At 29.1% G+C, this 16,696-nt stretch carries 14 protein-coding genes; 9 read left to right on the forward strand and 5 right to left on the reverse strand.

Annotated elements, in window-relative coordinates; translation table 11 throughout:
• Nucleotides 1–49: 49 nt before the first annotated feature.
• Nucleotides 50–1,822: a CocE/NonD family hydrolase gene (locus Q1A46_RS18810; protein WP_299682731.1), complete on the forward strand. Its 1,773-nt coding sequence runs from the start codon at nucleotides 50–52 to the stop codon at nucleotides 1,820–1,822.
• A 16-nt stretch (nucleotides 1,823–1,838) separates the two neighbouring features.
• Here the strand turns inward: Q1A46_RS18810 and Q1A46_RS18815 are convergent, their stop codons facing one another.
• The 4 genes from Q1A46_RS18815 to Q1A46_RS18830 form a co-directional block, all read right to left on the reverse strand.
• Nucleotides 1,839–2,006: an Arc family DNA binding domain-containing protein gene (locus Q1A46_RS18815; protein ID WP_095070432.1), complete on the reverse strand. Its 168-nt coding sequence runs from the start codon at nucleotides 2,004–2,006 to the stop codon at nucleotides 1,839–1,841.
• Between the two features lie 98 nt (nucleotides 2,007–2,104).
• On the reverse strand, nucleotides 2,105–2,599 hold the full coding sequence (locus Q1A46_RS18820) for a hypothetical protein (protein ID WP_299682733.1): 495 nt from the start codon (nucleotides 2,597–2,599) through the stop codon (nucleotides 2,105–2,107).
• A 2-nt stretch (nucleotides 2,600–2,601) separates the two neighbouring features.
• Nucleotides 2,602–2,760 carry a DUF4177 domain-containing protein gene (locus Q1A46_RS18825; RefSeq protein ID WP_299625693.1) on the reverse strand — a complete coding sequence of 53 codons (159 nt, stop codon included), beginning with the start codon at nucleotides 2,758–2,760 and terminating at the stop codon, nucleotides 2,602–2,604.
• An 11-nt stretch (nucleotides 2,761–2,771) separates the two neighbouring features.
• The gene (locus Q1A46_RS18830) at nucleotides 2,772–3,632 is read right to left on the reverse strand and encodes an SPFH domain-containing protein (RefSeq protein WP_299682735.1); all 861 of its coding nucleotides are present in this window, start codon (nucleotides 3,630–3,632) and stop codon (nucleotides 2,772–2,774) included.
• 219 nt (nucleotides 3,633–3,851) lie between these two features.
• On the opposite strand from Q1A46_RS18830, the gene Q1A46_RS18835 reads away from it, so the two are divergent.
• From Q1A46_RS18835 to Q1A46_RS18845, 3 genes are all read left to right on the forward strand, one after another.
• Complete coding sequence (locus Q1A46_RS18835; protein ID WP_299682738.1) at nucleotides 3,852–4,373, forward strand: TlpA disulfide reductase family protein; 522 nt, start codon at nucleotides 3,852–3,854, stop codon at nucleotides 4,371–4,373.
• A 5-nt stretch (nucleotides 4,374–4,378) separates the two neighbouring features.
• On the forward strand, nucleotides 4,379–4,993 hold the full coding sequence (locus Q1A46_RS18840; protein ID WP_299682741.1) for a thioredoxin family protein: 615 nt from the start codon (nucleotides 4,379–4,381) through the stop codon (nucleotides 4,991–4,993).
• A gap of 205 nt (nucleotides 4,994–5,198) precedes the next feature.
• A complete protein-coding gene (locus tag Q1A46_RS18845; RefSeq protein ID WP_299682744.1) occupies nucleotides 5,199–6,338 on the forward strand; it encodes a glycerophosphodiester phosphodiesterase in 1,140 nt (379 codons plus the stop codon).
• A 55-nt stretch (nucleotides 6,339–6,393) separates the two neighbouring features.
• Here the strand turns inward: Q1A46_RS18845 and tsaD are convergent, their stop codons facing one another.
• Nucleotides 6,394–7,422: a tRNA (adenosine(37)-N6)-threonylcarbamoyltransferase complex transferase subunit TsaD gene (gene tsaD / locus Q1A46_RS18850; protein WP_299682747.1), complete on the reverse strand. Its 1,029-nt coding sequence runs from the start codon at nucleotides 7,420–7,422 to the stop codon at nucleotides 6,394–6,396.
• A 226-nt stretch (nucleotides 7,423–7,648) separates the two neighbouring features.
• Here tsaD and Q1A46_RS18855 point away from each other — a divergent pair, with 226 nt between their 5' ends.
• The 5 genes from Q1A46_RS18855 to Q1A46_RS18875 all read left to right on the forward strand — a co-directional run bounded on the left by Q1A46_RS18855 (nucleotide 7,649) and on the right by Q1A46_RS18875 (nucleotide 16,665).
• A complete protein-coding gene (locus Q1A46_RS18855; RefSeq protein WP_299682750.1) occupies nucleotides 7,649–12,022 on the forward strand; it encodes a translocation/assembly module TamB domain-containing protein in 4,374 nt (1,457 codons plus the stop codon).
• Complete coding sequence (locus tag Q1A46_RS18860; protein ID WP_299682753.1) at nucleotides 12,019–12,939, forward strand: DUF368 domain-containing protein; 921 nt, start codon at nucleotides 12,019–12,021, stop codon at nucleotides 12,937–12,939. The genes Q1A46_RS18855 and Q1A46_RS18860 overlap by 4 nt, the downstream gene beginning before the upstream one ends.
• A gap of 20 nt (nucleotides 12,940–12,959) precedes the next feature.
• Nucleotides 12,960–13,967, forward strand: a complete 1,008-nt coding sequence (locus Q1A46_RS18865; protein ID WP_299682756.1) for a DUF368 domain-containing protein — start codon at nucleotides 12,960–12,962, stop codon at nucleotides 13,965–13,967.
• Nucleotides 13,948–14,703: a shikimate dehydrogenase gene (locus tag Q1A46_RS18870; protein WP_299682759.1), complete on the forward strand. Its 756-nt coding sequence runs from the start codon at nucleotides 13,948–13,950 to the stop codon at nucleotides 14,701–14,703. The genes Q1A46_RS18865 and Q1A46_RS18870 overlap by 20 nt, the downstream gene beginning before the upstream one ends.
• Before the next feature lie 108 nt (nucleotides 14,704–14,811).
• Complete coding sequence (locus tag Q1A46_RS18875) at nucleotides 14,812–16,665, forward strand: DUF349 domain-containing protein (protein WP_299682762.1); 1,854 nt, start codon at nucleotides 14,812–14,814, stop codon at nucleotides 16,663–16,665.
• Nucleotides 16,666–16,696: the final 31 nt, after the last annotated feature.

Below are 16,696 nucleotides of genomic sequence, written 5' to 3' on the forward strand. Positions count from 1 at the left end.
TTTGTATCACTAAAAAGGAAAATTACTTTTGATTTAAATCAGATAAACTATGAAATATATTAAACTCCTATTATTGCTATGTGTACTTTTTTATGGTACAGATATGAGAGGTGAAAATTCCTCAGATTCCTTGAACATAAAAATTAAGTTTTACCATAAAATAAAACTTTCAGATGGAACTAAACTATCATCTAACATTTATCTTCCTGAAGATTACAACAATCAAAAAAGGTATCCAACAATTCTTGTAATTACACCATATGTTTCAGATGAAAATCACGAAAGAGGTTTGTTTTTTTCTCGTAATGGTTATGTGTTTATTACAGTAGATTGTAGAGGTAGAGGAAATTCTGAAGGGAAATTTATTCCTTTTCAAGATGATGCTAAAGATGGTGCAGAAGTAGTTAATTGGATTGGTGAACAACCATGGAGTAACGGAAAAGTTGGAATGATGGGAGGTTCTTACAGAGGAATGAATCAATGGTTTGTGTTAAAAGAATTTCCAAAGTATTTAAAAACAATTATTCCTACTGCTTCAGTTGGACCAGGTTTAGATTTTCCGAAATACAATAATATTTTCTATCCTTACGTAATGCGTTGGTTAATGTTAACGAGTGAAAAAACTATCAATCAGAAATTATTTGGAGCTGATTTTTGGACACAAAAACAGGAAGAATTATATAAGAAAAATGCAAAATTTAATAGTTATGATGATATAGTTGGATATCCGAAAGAAGTTTTTCAAAACTGGATTTCCCATCCAAGTCACGATGAGTTTTGGCAGCAATATTATTTTAAACCAGAAGAGTCTAAGCAAATAAATATTCCGATTTTAAGTATTACAGGTCATTTTGATTCTGATCAACCTGGTGCAATGAAATATTATACAGATCATATGAAAGATGGAAACAATCAAGCTAGATTAAATCATTATTTAATTGTCGGACCTTGGAGTCATGGAGGAACTAGAAGACCTGCAAAAGAGTTAGGAGGTTTTCAGTTTAAAGAAAATGCAGTTTTGAATATGAATGCTTTACATTTAAATTGGTTTGATTGGACGTTAAAGAAAGGAAAGAAACCTGAGTTTTTAAAAGATAGAGTAGCGTATTATACCATGGGTACAAACGTTTGGAATTACACTTCTGATTTTAAAAATATAGCGAACGCAAAGAAAGAATTCTATTTAAGTTCTATAAATACAGATGCTAAAAGTGTATTTAACTCTGGTAAATTGATAGAATCACCTGTGGATTCAGATAAAAATTCAGACGAAATTGTTTATAATCCTCTAGAGAATAACGGGATTGATAACCCAAGTTACACTAGTGATAAGAAAGATTTTTATAAAGATCAGAGTTATGTGAATGATAAAGAAGTTTTAATTTATCATTCTGCACCTTTAAAAGAAGATTTAATTATTAATGGAAAAATTGCTTTTGAAGCTTATATTGAATTGAATGTAGATGATACAGATTTTGAAGTTTCAGTATATGAAATTACTAAAGATAATGAATCGATTTTTTTACAAACCGATCAACTAAGAGCACGTTATAGAAATGGACTAGAAAAAGTTGATTTTCCTAAAAGAAATACAATTAATAAATATCTTTTTGAAGGAGAAAATATGTTTAGTAGAGTTGTGAAAAAAGGAAGTAGGTTGCGTTTGGTTTTTTCAACTATTGACAACCCGAATGTTCAAAAGAATTATAATTACAAAGAAGATCCAGCATCACAAGTTGCACAAAAAGCTAAAACGGCAATAATTAAATTATTTCATAATAAAAAGTATCCTAGTAAAATTATAGTGCCAATAAAAAAATAAAAAAAGAGGAGTAATTTTACTCCTCTTCTTTTTTCTTAGGTTCTCTTTTTGCTTCCTTTAAGGCTTTCATAAGCATCCATTCTATTTGTCCGTTTGTAGAACGAAACTCATCTGCAGCCCATTTTTCAACAGCCTTAAGCATGTCTTCATTTATTCGTAACGCAAATGCTTTCTTTTTAGCCATAAGAATTTTAAATTATTAATTTTTCAACAATTTTTATATAAGTACAAAAGACCAAAAAATTGTAATGAAATACAATAGTAAAAGTAATAATAAGCGTATCATATCTCTTGATTGTTATAATGATTAATTGTTGTGTTAACTTGCTCTTGCAATTGTGTACCTATTAAAATACGTTTTCCGTTTTTTAATTCAATTTGTATTCCAATATCACCTGATACATTATAAGCTGTTCCGTTTTTTTTCTTCCAGAATAAACCACCTTTCATTCCCCATCCTCCATATTCAGTAATTGCATCATATTTTCGGATGTGAATTTTTTCAATATCGTTCCAATGAATAGTTTGATTTTTAAAGTGAAAAGGAATGAATCGATAATGAATTCCAAGTTCATCAATTCTAGTTTTTAATTTAAAAAAGAGTATCGCACTTGTAGGAATAATAATTAAACACATAGCAAAAATGAAATCATTTAATCCCATTTTTTCTTCAGCATACGCTTTAGAAAGTATGATGATAGGAACAATAAGACCAATTACTAAAAGTGCAATTAGCCATTGTTGTGTGAAACGTTGCTCTTCTTTAAATATCCTCATAGCTATCTGTTTTTATCTCTTTCTAAAACAATATGAATCCAGCTTTCAGCAATGTGTTTTACAGTCCAGCCTTCTCGTGCGTACTGGTTTAATAGATCTTCCATTTTTTGATATCTATTATTTAAGCCCAGTTTTGGTCTAACAACTTTATATTCTTTCATAATTTTATTTTTTAATGATTTAATGTTCCTGTATTTACTACTGGAGAAGCATCTTTATCACCACAAAGCACTATCATTAAATTACTAACCATAGCAGCTTTACGTTCTTCGTCTAATTCAACAATTTCTTTTTTGTTTAACTCTTCAAGAGCCATTTCTACCATACTCACAGCACCTTCTACAATTTTATGTCTTGCAGCTACAATAGCAGTTGCTTGTTGTCTTTTTAACATGGCATTTGCAATTTCTTGTGCATAAGCTAAGTAACCAATTCGAGCTTCTAAAACTTCTATTCCAGCAATAGCTAAACGCTCTTCCAACTCTTTTTCTAAAGTTTCACTTACTTCGTTTACACTCGAACGTAAAGTAATATCTTCTTCATGACCTTCATCAGCAAAATTATCGTAAGGATACATACTTGCTAATTTTCTTACTGCAGCATCAGTTTGTACACGAACAAAGTTTTCATAATTGTCTACATCAAATGCAGCTTTGTATGTATCTGTAACACGCCATACTAAAATGGTACTAATCATTACAGGATTTCCTAATTTATCGTTAACCTTTAATCGTTCACTATCAAAGTTGCTAGCACGTAAAGAAATTTTCTTTTTAGTGTAGAATGGGTTTGCCCAATACAATCCGTTTTGTTTTATAGTACCGATATATTTTCCAAATAGCAGTACAACTTTAGACGTATTCGGATTTACCAAGATGAATCCAAATAACATTATGATTGATGCAACTAATGAAATTATAAACACTGGGCTTTCTAATTTTACCATAGCTACAATACTTCCAATAAATAAAATGAAGAATACTAACAGCATTAAATATCCACTGGCTGGTTTGATTATTTTTTCTGATTTCATAAGTTTTAATTTATAATGATATTATTTTGATATCATAAAGATATGTAATTTTTTTGAATTCGCAAAACTCTGAAATAAAGTACTTTAGAAATTTATAAAATGGTATATTGGAGAGTTAATTCATGAAATAGAGCTAAAAGTGAAGAAAAAGAGGTTCTTTTTTAGTTAAAAAGCGTTAATACTTTTTCAATATTTTGTGAGATTACTTAATTTTAAGAGATGAAATTCAGATTAATTCTATTAGTATTTGCTTCAATTTTTTTTTCTTCTTGTAATACAAAAAACAAGAAAGCAACTTCAGCAGATTTAAAAGTGACAGATGGGGCTATAAGGATCCTAAATTACGATCAATTAAAACCATTATTGGAAAAGGAAGATGATAAAGTTCATGTTGTTAATTTTTGGGCAACTTGGTGTAAGCCATGTGTAGAAGAACTACCTGCATTTGAAAAATTAAATGAAGAGTATAAGAATAAAAATGTAGAGTTATTACTTGTAAGTTTAGACTTTCCTAATCAAATTGAGAGTGAGTTATTACCATTTATAAAAGAGCACCAATTAAAACCAGAAGTTGTGGTTTTAGACGATCCAGATCAAGATAAATGGATTAACGGAATTTCTACAGAATGGTCGGGAGCTATTCCTGCAACTATTATATATAAAAATGATAAGAGAGCTTTTTACGAGCAATCATTTAATTATGATTTATTAAACAAAGAATTACAACAATTTTTAAATTAAATATTATGAAAACTTTTAAATCAGTTTTTGCCTTATTTGTACTTTTAGTAAGTGTAGCTTTTACAGTTAAAGATGAAGGAGCTTACAAAATAGGAGATAAGGTAGATAACTTTACGCTAAAAAATATCGACGGTAAAATGGTTTCTTTAAGTGACTATAACAATGTTAGTGGAGTAGTAGTGATATTCACATGTAATCATTGTCCGTATTCTAAAATGTATGAAGATAGAATTATAGCCTTAGACAAGACTTATAAGGAAATGGGATTTCCTGTTGTAGCAATAAATCCAAATGATCCTAGTGTATCTCAGGGAGATGATTATGAATCTATGAAAGTAAGAGCTAAAGAAAAAGGATTTACTTTTCCATATTTATTCGATGATGGACAAAAAGTGTATCCAAAATTTGGTGCTACTAAAACACCTCATACCTTTATTTTAAAAAGAAAAAAGAAAGACTTTATTTTATCTTACATTGGAGCAATTGACAACAATGCAAGAGATGCAAGTAATGCTAGTGTTAAGTATGTAGAAGAAGCAATTTTAAGTTTAATAGATGGTGATATGCCAACAAAAACACAAACTAAAGCTATCGGATGCTCTATTAAAACAAAGAAATAAAAATTATTTAGAAATTATAATTTTACAAATCCCGCACAAATCGTGTGGGATTTTTTATTTTCTAAATTTTTTAAAAAATATGACTTAACAATCTTATAAAGTTCATAATATTCTCTTTAACTTTTTATTGAAATAGGGTGATTTTATCTTAACTTGAATGAATGCTAAATTTTGTTATTTGGGCGAATTAAAAATTAGTCCCAAAATGAATCTATTTAAATTTATTCCTATAGCTGTTCTAGCTATTAGCATGTTTACATCTTGTTCAGATGATAATGATAACAATGACAACGACAGCGAAAAAAGACCATTAATTATTGCTCACAGAGGAGCACAATCTATTTTACCAGAGCATACGATTGAAGGTTTCACAAAAGCAATCGAATTAGAAGCAGATTTTATTGAACCAGATTTAGTTTTAACGAAAGATGGTCATTTAATTGTTAGGCATGAGCCAATGTTATCTGGAACCACTAACGTAGCAGATATAGAAGCATTTGCTAACTTAAAAACAACAAAAAACTTAGATGGTAAAATGGTAACCGATTGGTTTGCTATAGATTTTACCTTAGTACAAATCAAGCAATTAAAAGCAAAACAAGCTTACGCAGGAAGACCAACTAATTTTGATAACCAGTTTGATATTCCAACATTTGAAGAGGTAATTACTTTAGCAAAAACGAAAACACAAACTACAGGTAGAACTATTGGAATTTATCCAGAAATTAAACATCCGTATTTCCATAACGAAGTTTTTGGTGCGCATTACATGGAAGATGAGTTAATCAAAGTTTTAAAAGAGAATGATTACAATACATTTGATTCTGCAATTTTTGTTCAGTGTTTTGAAGTTGAACCATTACAATATATAAATACAAAATCGCCTGTGAAGTTAGTACAGTTAATTTCAACTTATAATATTAATCAAGACGGATCTCTAGATTTTAATGTACCAGATGGAGATTTTATTTCTTATGGCTCTCCTTATGATTTTTTTGTAAACGGAGATCAAAGAACATATGAGTTTTTTACAACCAAAGAAGGAATGGAATTTACAGCTAGTTATGCCGATGGAATTGGACCATGGAAACCTTTTATTATTTCTTATAAGACAGACGCTAATAATATTACAGTTTTAGAACCAACAAACTTCATTGATTTGGCTCATGATTACGATTTACAAGTACATCCTTACACATTTAGAAATGAAAACACACAGTGGAGTGGAGGAAACCCAGAAACTGAATATCATTTGTTTTTTAATGCAGGTGTAGATGGATTATTTACTGATTACACTGATGAAGCTGTAAAAGCATTACAAACTTGGAAGCAAGATAAAGAGTAAAAAAAATAATATTACAACAACAAAAACTACTTTACATTTTTGTAAAGTAGTTTTTTTATTCTGTTACTTTTAAACGAGCTTTTGCAGAAACAGAAAAATCTGCAAAATCATTGTTTAAATATTTTAAATAGCCAACTATAGCTATCATAGCAGCATTATCAGTTGTATATTGAAATTTAGGAATGTAAGTTGTCCATCCCCAATGTTTTTCCGCTAATTGTAGTCGTTTTCTAATTTCAGAATTTGCAGAAACACCACCAGCAATAGCAATATGTTTTATACCAGTTTGTTTTACAGTGTTTTTTAATTTCTTTATTAATATTTCTACAATCGTATGTTGTATAGAAGCACAAATATCAACCAAATTTTCTTCTACGAAATTCGGATTTTCTTTTACATTTTTTTGAACAAAATATAAGATCTGAGTTTTTAAACCACTAAAACTAAACTCTAAATCCCCAACTTTTGGTTGTGTAAAAGCAAACGCTTTAGGATTTCCTTCCTTTGCATATTTATCAATTAAAGGTCCACCTGGATAAGGTAATCCCAAAATTTTTGCAGATTTATCAAAGGCTTCTCCAACAGCGTCATCTATAGTTTCACCAAGTACTTCCATTTCAAAATGATTCGAAATTTTCACAATCTGTGTATGTCCACCACTAATGGTTAAACAGATAAAAGGGAAAGGAGGAATTTTACTACCTTCTTCTTCTATAAAATGTGCTAAAACATGGCCTTGCATGTGGTTTACATCCAATAAAGGAATGTTTAAACCTAGTGCTAAAGATTTGGCAAAAGATGTTCCTACAAGAAGTGACCCCATTAAACCAGGACCTCTTGTAAAAGCAATACCACTTAAATCAGATTTTGTAATTCCAGCCTGTGCTATTGCCTGTTGAACCACTGGAACAATATGTTGTTGATGAGCCCTAGAAGCTAATTCAGGAACTACACCACCATATTTAGCATGAACTTCTTGGTTTGCCACAACATTACTTAAAACTTTACCGTTATGAATTACAGCTGCACTAGTATCGTCACAAGAACTTTCTATACCTAAAATATAAATAGATTTTTCGCTCAAAACTGTTTGGATTTATCAGTGCAAAAATATTCATAATACGTTAGATATTCGTTAAAATTGACGTTTCTTTGCAATAAGGCAGAATTTTTGTAGTTTCTTTCTGAAAAATTAGGAGGTCAATATCATTAGAAGAGTTAGGAAAATAGCGGTTAGAATTGTAGGAGTCTTAGCAGTCCTTTTATTACTTCTCGTAATAGTTTTGTCTATTCCCGCTGTTCAAAGTAAGTTGGCAAAAATTGCGACAAAGCGAATTAATGATGATTTTAAAACAAACATTGTCATAAAAAGAATTGATTTATCTTTTTTAGGTAATGTTCAATTGAAAGATATAGAAATTAGAGATCATCATAATGATACTTTGATCTTTGTAAAAAACCTTAAAACTTCACTTCAAAATGCAAAAAAAGTAGTCAATAATAAGGTAGATTTAAGTGATGTTAGTTTGTCTGGAGCTCATTTTTATATGAAAAAATATAAAGGAGAAGAAGAAGACAATCTAGCAGTTTTTATTCAAAGTTTTGAAGAAGGAGACGATGGTAAAAAAAGCAAGAATCCATTTACACTTAAAGCAAAAAATATTTATTTAGATAATCTGAATTATAAAATTTCAGATGAAAATAAGAAAGATCCATTACAGTATGCTGCTTATAATGCAGGAGGTAGTATTCAAGATTTTAAAGTAGTTGGTCCAGATGTTTATGCCAATATTCGAGGATTGTTTTTAACGGATAATCGAGGTGTAAATGTAACAAACTTAACAACTGATTTCTTCTATAGTAAAACTAAAATGGATTTTAAAAATACTACTATTAAAACTGATAATGGCTCATTTTTAAAAACTGATATTGTATTTAATTACAAGAGGAAAGATTTAGCAAGTTTTACAGATAAAGTTAATATAAAAGCTGACTTTAAAAAAAGCACACTCGCAGTTAAAGATGTGAATAAATTTTATGGAGAGTTAAGAGGAAATGATAAATTAATTTTTACGGGTTCTGCTACAGGTACATTAAATAATTTCAATGCAAATAATATAAACATGTATTCAAAAAACGGAATGATTATCCGTGGAGACATGGGATTTGTTAATGCATTTAATTCAAGTAGAGGATTTTTATTTGATGCAGATATAGTTAAGGTTTCTTCAAATTACAATCAATTAAAGAGTATTTTACCCAATGTATTAGGAAAAACATTACCTAGTAATTTTAAAAGAATTGGTAACTTCTCTTTATCTGGATTGTTAAACTTAACTCCAGATCAAATGGATGCTACTTTAAGTTTAGATTCTGAACTAGGTAGTACAGTTTCAGATTTATTATTTACGAATATCGATGAGATAGATAACGCAACTTATGATGGAGTTATTGAGTTTATTGATTTTGATTTAGGACGATTTGCAGAAAATGAAGATTTACAAAAAGTATCATTAAAGGCAGATGTTCAAGGAAGCGGTTTTAATGTTGAAAATATCAATTCTTCTATTATAGGTAAAGTAACACGTTTAGATTTCAGAGGGTATTCTTACAAGGATTTAAATGTAAACGGGCAATTTCAAAACAGAAAATTTGATGGATATCTACAATCTAGTGATGAAAATTTTAAATTAGATTTTAAAGGATTAGCAGATTTTTCTTCAGAAATACATAAGTTCGATTTTGTTGCAGATATTGATAAGTTGGATTTAAGAAAAACAAATTTTTTCGATCGTGATAGTATATCGGAACTGAAAGGAAAAATTCAATTAGATGTTGTAGGAAATACATTTGATGATATTGTAGGTAAAGCAACTTTCGAAGATTTAGTGTATAAGAATGAAAAAAAAACAGTTTCTTTTAAAGATTTCAGTATTAATTCTTCAGTAAAAGATAGCATTAAAACTATAGAAGTTAACTCTACAGATATAGTTAAAGGTAAATTAGAAGGGAAATTTTACTTTAATGATATTTTACCAGTTTTTCAAAATGCATTAGGTAGTGTATATACAAATTACGAACCTATAGATGTAGAAAAACATCAATTTTTAAATTTCGATTTTACAATCTATAATCAAATCGTAGATATTTTTCTGCCTCAAATATCTATAGGAAAAAATACAAGAATAAAAGGAAGAATTAATTCAGATAAAAACTCTGTTAAATTAACTTTTTCCTCACCAAATATCAGTGCTTATGAAAATGATATTACTGATATTATCTTAAGAGTTGATAATAAGAATAAGTTATATAACACTCATCTTACAGCTCAAAAAATAGCCAATAAGTATTACGATATAAGTAAATTGAATTTAGTAAACAGAACTGCAAATGATACATTGTTTTTTAAATCAATTTTTAAAGGAGGGAAAAAGGAAAAAGAAAGTTACGATTTAAACTTTTTCTACACTATTGATGAAGCTCATGAATCTGTAGTTGGTTTACAAAAATCAACTTTCAATCACAATAATTTTGATTGGATCATTAATCCGAAAGCAGATAAGAATAATAAGTTAGCATTTAATATTAAAGAAAATATCTACAGATTCAGTCCTTTTCAATTAATATCTGGTGAACAAAAGATAGATTTTGAAGGAAGTGTAATTGGTGAAAATCAAAAAGATATTAAAGCTAGTTTTAAAGAAGTACAACTACAAAGTTTTTTGCCAGAAATGGAAGGCTTAACTCTAGGTGGTTTGTTAAATGGGAATGTTGGTTTAAAAGAAGAGGAAGGAAAAATAGAACCTATAGCAGATATTGTAATCAACGATATTTTGGTGAATGATTTCTCTCAAGGTACTTTAAAAGCAAAAATAGAAGGTGAAAACTCTTTAAATAAATATAATGTAGATGTTTCTTTACGCGATTATAATTTCGATAACGTAAAAATTACCGGAGGTTTAGATTTTACAAAAACTAAAGAACCTCAAGTCGATCTTAAAGTCAATTTTAATCAATACGAATTAAATGGTTTTACAGATTTTGGTGGAGAAGTAATTTCAAATATTAGAGGTCGTTTATCCGGAGATTTTACTGCAAAAGGATTAGCATACAATCCTAATTTTAAAGGAGAGTTACAGCTAGATGAATCTGGTTTAACATTTCCATACTTAAATATTGATTTTGATCTTATTGAAAACACAAAGATCAAATTAGAAAATCAAACATTCTACATCAACAATATCATTATTGAAGATACTAAATACGATACTAAAGGGTATTTAAACGGAACAATCACTCATAGTAATTTTGAACAATGGTATTTAAAACTTGATTTAGATACACCAAATTTATTAGTGTTAGATACTAAAGAAGCAGAAGATATTCCATATTACGGAAAAGGGTTTATTAGAGGAAATGCTAGAATTAGGGGATTAACTAGTAATTTAAGTATTAAAGTAAATGGGAGAACTGAAGAAGGAACTTTATTTGTAATTCCATTAAATGACGTAACTACAATAGATAATTATAAATTAATTCGTTTCAAAACAAACGAAGAAGTAGATGAAAAAGAAATTAGTATTGAAAAAATTAAAGGTGTTAATCTTGATTTTGATTTAGAAGTTACAAAAGACGCAGTTGCTCAAGTTGTAATAGATAAAGTCTCAGGAAGTGATTTAAAGGGAAGTGGAAATGGAAACTTACACATAGAGATTGATACTCGAGGAAAGTTTATTATGGATGGAGCAATTACTATCGATAATGGAATTTATAACTTTAAATATGGAGGAATTATAAGTAAACCTTTTGAAGTACAACGCGGAGGTACAATTTCTTGGACAGGAGATCCTTTAAAAGCACAGTTAGATCTTACAGCCATTTATCAAACAAAAGCAAATCCAGCTCAATTGTTAGATAATATCAACTCAACAAGAAAAATTCCTATAGATTTATATACACATATCACAGGAGGGTTATTCGACTCTAAACAAGAGTTTGATATTAAAATTCCAAATGCAAATTCAACAGTAGCTTCCGAATTAGAGTTTAAACTAAATGAAAATGATATCAATACCAAGATGCAACATTTTACTTTCTTAATGGCATTTGGTACATTTTATAATGAAGAAAATATAGGTAATAGCGCATCTGCTGGATTAACAGGAACTGCGGCTCAAGTAGCTTCAAATATTTTATCTAGTGTAATTAACAGAGAAGATAGTAAGTTTAAAGTAGGAGTTGGGTATACACAAGGAGATAGAACAAATGTAGAACAACTTCAAAATAATATAGACGATCAAGTAGATTTATCATTTTCTACTCAAATTTCAGATAGAGTTTTAGTAAACGGAGCTTTAGGAGTTCCTATTGGTGCAAGTACACAAACTAGTGTTGTAGATGTTAAAGTTGAAGTTTTACTAAATGAAGAAGGTACCTTAAGAGGAACATTTTTTAATAAACCAAATGATATTCAGTTCGATGTTGAAAATGAAGGTTATACGCAAGGTTTAGGATTGTCTTATCAGGTTAATTTCAATACTTTAGGAGAATTAGGTGAGAAATTAGGATTGAAGAAAAAGAAGAAGAAAAAGAAAAAAGAAGAGAAAAAAGATAGTATTATTGTAAAGAGAAGTAAGTTAATAAACTTCAAAAAGAAAAAAGACACTACAAAAATCAAAGAATGAGCCGAACAACTAAAAACTACATAGTTTTAGCTTTAAAAGGAATGGCAATGGGAGCGGCAGATGTTGTTCCAGGAGTATCAGGAGGAACAATAGCATTTATTTCAGGAATTTACGAAGAGTTATTACAATCAATCAGTAATATAAACTTAAGTTTATTTAAAACTTTAAAAGAAGAAGGTTTCAAAACAGCTTGGAAGCAATTAAATGGGAATTTTCTATTAGCACTTTTCTCTGGGATTTTTATAAGTGTTTTGTCGTTGGCTAAAATAATTTCTTGGTTACTAGAAACTCAACCCATTTTAGTTTGGTCTTTTTTCTTCGGTTTAGTTTTGGCGAGTGTTATTTATATAGGGAAACAAATTAAGAAGTGGAATGTTTTGTCTTTTGTATTATTAGTTTCTGCCGCAGTTGCAGCTTACATAATAACAACATTACCACCACTAGTATCAGAAAGTTCTTCTAATTTATTCTTGTTTTTATCTGGAGCAATAGCAATTTGTGCTATGATTTTACCTGGAATTTCTGGATCTTTCATCTTAGTTTTATTAGGAGCTTATAAACCAATATTAAACGCAGTAAGTTCAAGAGATTTTGTAACTATTTCTTTTGTGGCTTTAGGGTCGATAGTTGGATTATTATCGTTCTCTAGAGTTTTAAAATGGTTATTTGCAAATTATAAAAATTACACATTAGCTGCATTAACAGGTTTCATAATAGGTTCTTTAAATAAAATTTGGCCTTGGAAGAAAGTGTTAACCTACAGAACAAACTCTCACGGGGAAAAAGAAGCCTTTAATGAATTATCTATTTCTCCATTTTCATTCGAAGGAGATCCACAATTACTTTATGCAATAATTTTATCGATAATTGGTTTTAGTTTAATTATTCTTTTAGAAAAATTAGCTGTTAAAAAGTAATTATTGGTAAATTAGACCTTATGCACAAGGAACGAACATTCTTAGAGAAACTTAATCTTTTTTTAAAAGGTTTAACCATGGGAGGAGCTAATAAAGTTCCTGGAGTTTCTGGAGGAATGGTTGCTTTTGTTATGGGATTTTATGAAGAATTAATTTTTACTTTTCAACGCATAAATAAAACAGCTTTTAAGTTATTGTTTAGCGGAAAGTTTAAAAGCTTCGCCAGATATACCAATTTTCAATTTTTAGTTTGGGTAATGCTAGGAAGTACATTTAGTTATTTTAGTGTTTCTCTAGTACTCGATTATTTTCTTAAGAATTATGAACTTTATGTTTGGGCTTGGTTCTTTGGAATGATCATAGGTTCCATTTATTACATTTCTAAAGATTTTGGAAATTGGAATTTTAAAAGTGTAATTTCATTACTTATAGGTGCCAGCATAGGTTTAGCAATAAGTTTTATGACACCAGCAAAAGAGAACGATAACTTATGGTTTGTTTTTCTTTGTGGAATTATTGGTGTCTCTGGAATGACTTTACCAGGTTTATCAGGTTCTTTTATTCTTATTCTTTTAGGGAACTACGTTTTATTATTAGTAGATAGTGTCAACGTACTAGGAGGAGTAATTGCCAATATGTTTTCTGGTGATTTTTCAGGATTTAAAGATGCTGTTAAAGTTAGATATCTGAAAATTATATCTGTTTTTACCTTAGGTTCAGCTTTTGGTTTAGTATCTATTTCTCATGTTTTAGGCTATGTGTTAAAGCATTATAAAAATATAGTTACAGCTGTTATTATTGGTTTTATTAGTGGTTCTCTAGGAATTGTATGGCCTTGGAAAAAAACCATTTACAAACAAGAAAATAGTCAGTTTTTGTTTGATAGTAAAGGAAACAAAATTGTAGAAAATTACGAACGATTTATTCCAGATTTTCAATTAACAGAAACTTGGATTACAATTGGTTTTATAATAACAGGAATAGCACTTATTTTAATAATCGATTTTTATGGAAGAAAAAAGAAATAAGAAATTATTCGGATTAATAGGTAAAAATATTTCCTATTCATTTTCTAGAGGATATTTTGCTGAAAAGTTCGAAAAGTTAGATTTACATGATCATGAATATGTAAATTTCGACCTTACAGTTATCAACGAATTAGACGATGTTTTAAAAGAACATAATTCTAGTTTAATAGGTATGAATGTAACAATACCGTATAAAGAAGAAATCATTCCATTTTTAGATAAAGTTGATAAAAAAGCTAAAAAAATAGGAGCAGTAAATACCATTAAAATAACCAAGAAAGGAAAACTTAAAGGATACAATACCGATTATTATGGTTTTAAAAATTCATTAAAACCATTATTGAAAGAAAAGCATAAAAAAGCATTAATTTTAGGAACAGGCGGTGCTTCCAAAGCGATTGCTTATGCATTAAAAAAGTTAAACATAGAATATGCTTTTGTTTCTCGAAAAGCTAAAAATGAAACTATGTTTAGTTATAATGATTTAAATAAAACAGTAGTAGAAGATCATTTAGTAATTATAAATTGCACACCTTTAGGAACTTCACCAAATATTACAGAGAAACCCAATATTCCTTATCAATATATAGGAGAGCATCATATTCTTTACGACTTAATCTATAATCCGGCAGAATCAGCTTTTTTAAAGTCAGGAAAAGAAAATGGAGCAACAATCAAAAATGGTTTACAAATGTTAGAGTTACAAGCTGAAAAGGCTTGGAAAATCTGGAACTAATATCTTTTTTTTCTATAAATAGAAGGATTCGCTTATTTAGAATCAAGATATATTCAATATTCCTTATCTTTATGTTCGAAATCAAATGGAACTATAAACATTTTTAATATGTTAGAAAATAAAGATAAAAGTACAGAGGAGAATTCTACTGAAGCTATAACAAACAAAGAAACGGTTTCTGAAGCTACACAATCTGCGATTAACGAAGTGGAGAATATGGTAGCCGAGAATTCTGAAAAAGATGAGAAAAAAGAAGAAATTCCAATGCTAGACTATAATGCAATGGAATTGGAACAATTAGTAGTAGAATTAAAGAAACTATTAAAAAATCATCCCGTACAGCTTATCAAGAATAATGCAGATGAAATTAAAAATGCGTTTAATGTAAAGTTTGGTAAACTTTTATCTCAAAAAAAGGAAGAGTTTTTAGCTGAAGGAGGTAATTCTATCGATTTTCAGTTTTCTAGTCCTGTAAAGGTTGAATATAATGGACTTTTACGAGAGTATAAAGAAAAAAGAGATGCTTACTATACACAAATAGAAAATCAACTTAAAGATAATTTAGAGAAGCGTAATATTATTATTGATGAATTAAAATCGTTGATAGAAAATGCAGATCCTAGAACAATGTATAATGAATTTCAAAAAATTCAAGAGCGTTGGAAAGGAATTGGAGCGGTTCCTAGAGATCGTTATAATGATACATGGAAAATTTACCATCATCATGTAGAACGTTTTTATGATTTATTACATCTTAATAAAGATTTTAGGGAGTTAGATTTTAAACACAATTTAGAAGAGAAACAAAAGTTAATCGCAAGAGCAGAATCTTTATTAGAAGTAGAAGATGTAAATGTTGCTTTTAAAGAATTACAGGAATTACATAGGATTTGGAAGGAAGATGTTGGTCCTGTAAATAGAGAGTTTAGAGAAGATGTATGGAATCGTTTTAGTGATGTGACTAAAAAATTGCATGACAAACGCCACGATTATTACAAAGATTTACGATCTAAACATCAAGAAATTATCGATGCTAAATTGATAATAGTAGAAAAGATTAATAATTACGATTTCTCTAAAAATCAAACACATAAAGATTGGCAAAAAAGTATTCGTGAAGTAGAAGCTTTACGAAAGCAATATTTTGATGCAGGTAAGTTACCATACAATAAAAGTGAAGTTGTTTGGCAGAAATTAAAAGAAGCAACAAAACGTTTCAATACGGCTAAAAATACATTCTACAAACAAGAAAAGTCTTCTCAAACTGATAATTTGAAGAAGAAAATGGAGTTGGTAGAATTAGCTGAAAGTTTAAAGGATAGTGAAGATTGGGAAACGACAACAAATACAATGAAACGTATACAGTCTGATTGGAAAAAGATTGGACATGTACCGCGTAAGTATTCTGATGAAATTTGGAATCGTTTCAAATCTGCATGTAATGCTTATTTCGATCGTTTAAATGCGCATAGAGATGGTGTAAGTCAAGAACAAGAAGCTATTGTTGTAGAAAAGAAGAAGTTTTTAGAAGATTTTAAAGCATTAGAAGGCCTAACTGTAGAACAAGTTCAAGAGTACATTCAAAAATGGAGAGCTTTAGGTTCTTTACCAAGAAATGCACGTCATTTAGATGGTAAATTTAATAAAGCTGTAGATGCAAGTTTAGCAAAATTAAATTTAGGTAGAGAAGAGATAGAGCTAATGAAGTTCAAGAATGTTGTGGGTGGATATTTAGCTCAAGAAGATTATAGAAAATTAGATAGCGAACAATTCTTTATCCGTAAAAAGATTACAGAAACTGTAAGAGAAATGCAACAGTTAGAGAATAACTTAAGTTTTATTTCTAATGCAACAGAAGATAATCCTTTAGTTCAAAATGTAAGAAAAGGAATTCAAGAGTTTAAGAATGAATTAGATATCTGGCAAATGAAGTTAGATTATTTAAGAAAGTTAGATTACTAAAAATCTAATTTATAAAAGAATAAAAGGCCCA

The sequence above is a fragment of the uncultured Tenacibaculum sp. genome, assembly GCF_947502995.1.
Taxonomy (GTDB): domain Bacteria; phylum Bacteroidota; class Bacteroidia; order Flavobacteriales; family Flavobacteriaceae; genus Polaribacter.

Excerpts from the sequence above, each read along its gene's own strand:
- Q1A46_RS18810 (WP_299682731.1), top strand. The coding sequence starts at position 50 with ATGAAATATATTAAACTCCTATTATTGCTATGTGTACTTTTTTATGGT.
- Q1A46_RS18815 (WP_095070432.1), bottom strand. The coding sequence starts at position 2,006 with ATGGCTAAAAAGAAAGCATTTGCGTTACGAATAAATGAAGACATGCTT.
- Q1A46_RS18820 (WP_299682733.1), bottom strand. The coding sequence starts at position 2,599 with ATGAGGATATTTAAAGAAGAGCAACGTTTCACACAACAATGGCTAATT.
- Q1A46_RS18825 (WP_299625693.1), bottom strand. The coding sequence starts at position 2,760 with ATGAAAGAATATAAAGTTGTTAGACCAAAACTGGGCTTAAATAATAGA.
- Q1A46_RS18830 (WP_299682735.1), bottom strand. The coding sequence starts at position 3,632 with ATGAAATCAGAAAAAATAATCAAACCAGCCAGTGGATATTTAATGCTG.
- Q1A46_RS18835 (WP_299682738.1), top strand. The coding sequence starts at position 3,852 with ATGAAATTCAGATTAATTCTATTAGTATTTGCTTCAATTTTTTTTTCT.
- Q1A46_RS18840 (WP_299682741.1), top strand. The coding sequence starts at position 4,379 with ATGAAAACTTTTAAATCAGTTTTTGCCTTATTTGTACTTTTAGTAAGT.
- Q1A46_RS18845 (WP_299682744.1), top strand. The coding sequence starts at position 5,199 with ATGAATCTATTTAAATTTATTCCTATAGCTGTTCTAGCTATTAGCATG.
- Q1A46_RS18860 (WP_299682753.1), top strand. The coding sequence starts at position 12,019 with ATGAGCCGAACAACTAAAAACTACATAGTTTTAGCTTTAAAAGGAATG.
- Q1A46_RS18865 (WP_299682756.1), top strand. The coding sequence starts at position 12,960 with ATGCACAAGGAACGAACATTCTTAGAGAAACTTAATCTTTTTTTAAAA.
- Q1A46_RS18870 (WP_299682759.1), top strand. The coding sequence starts at position 13,948 with ATGGAAGAAAAAAGAAATAAGAAATTATTCGGATTAATAGGTAAAAAT.
- Q1A46_RS18875 (WP_299682762.1), top strand. The coding sequence starts at position 14,812 with ATGTTAGAAAATAAAGATAAAAGTACAGAGGAGAATTCTACTGAAGCT.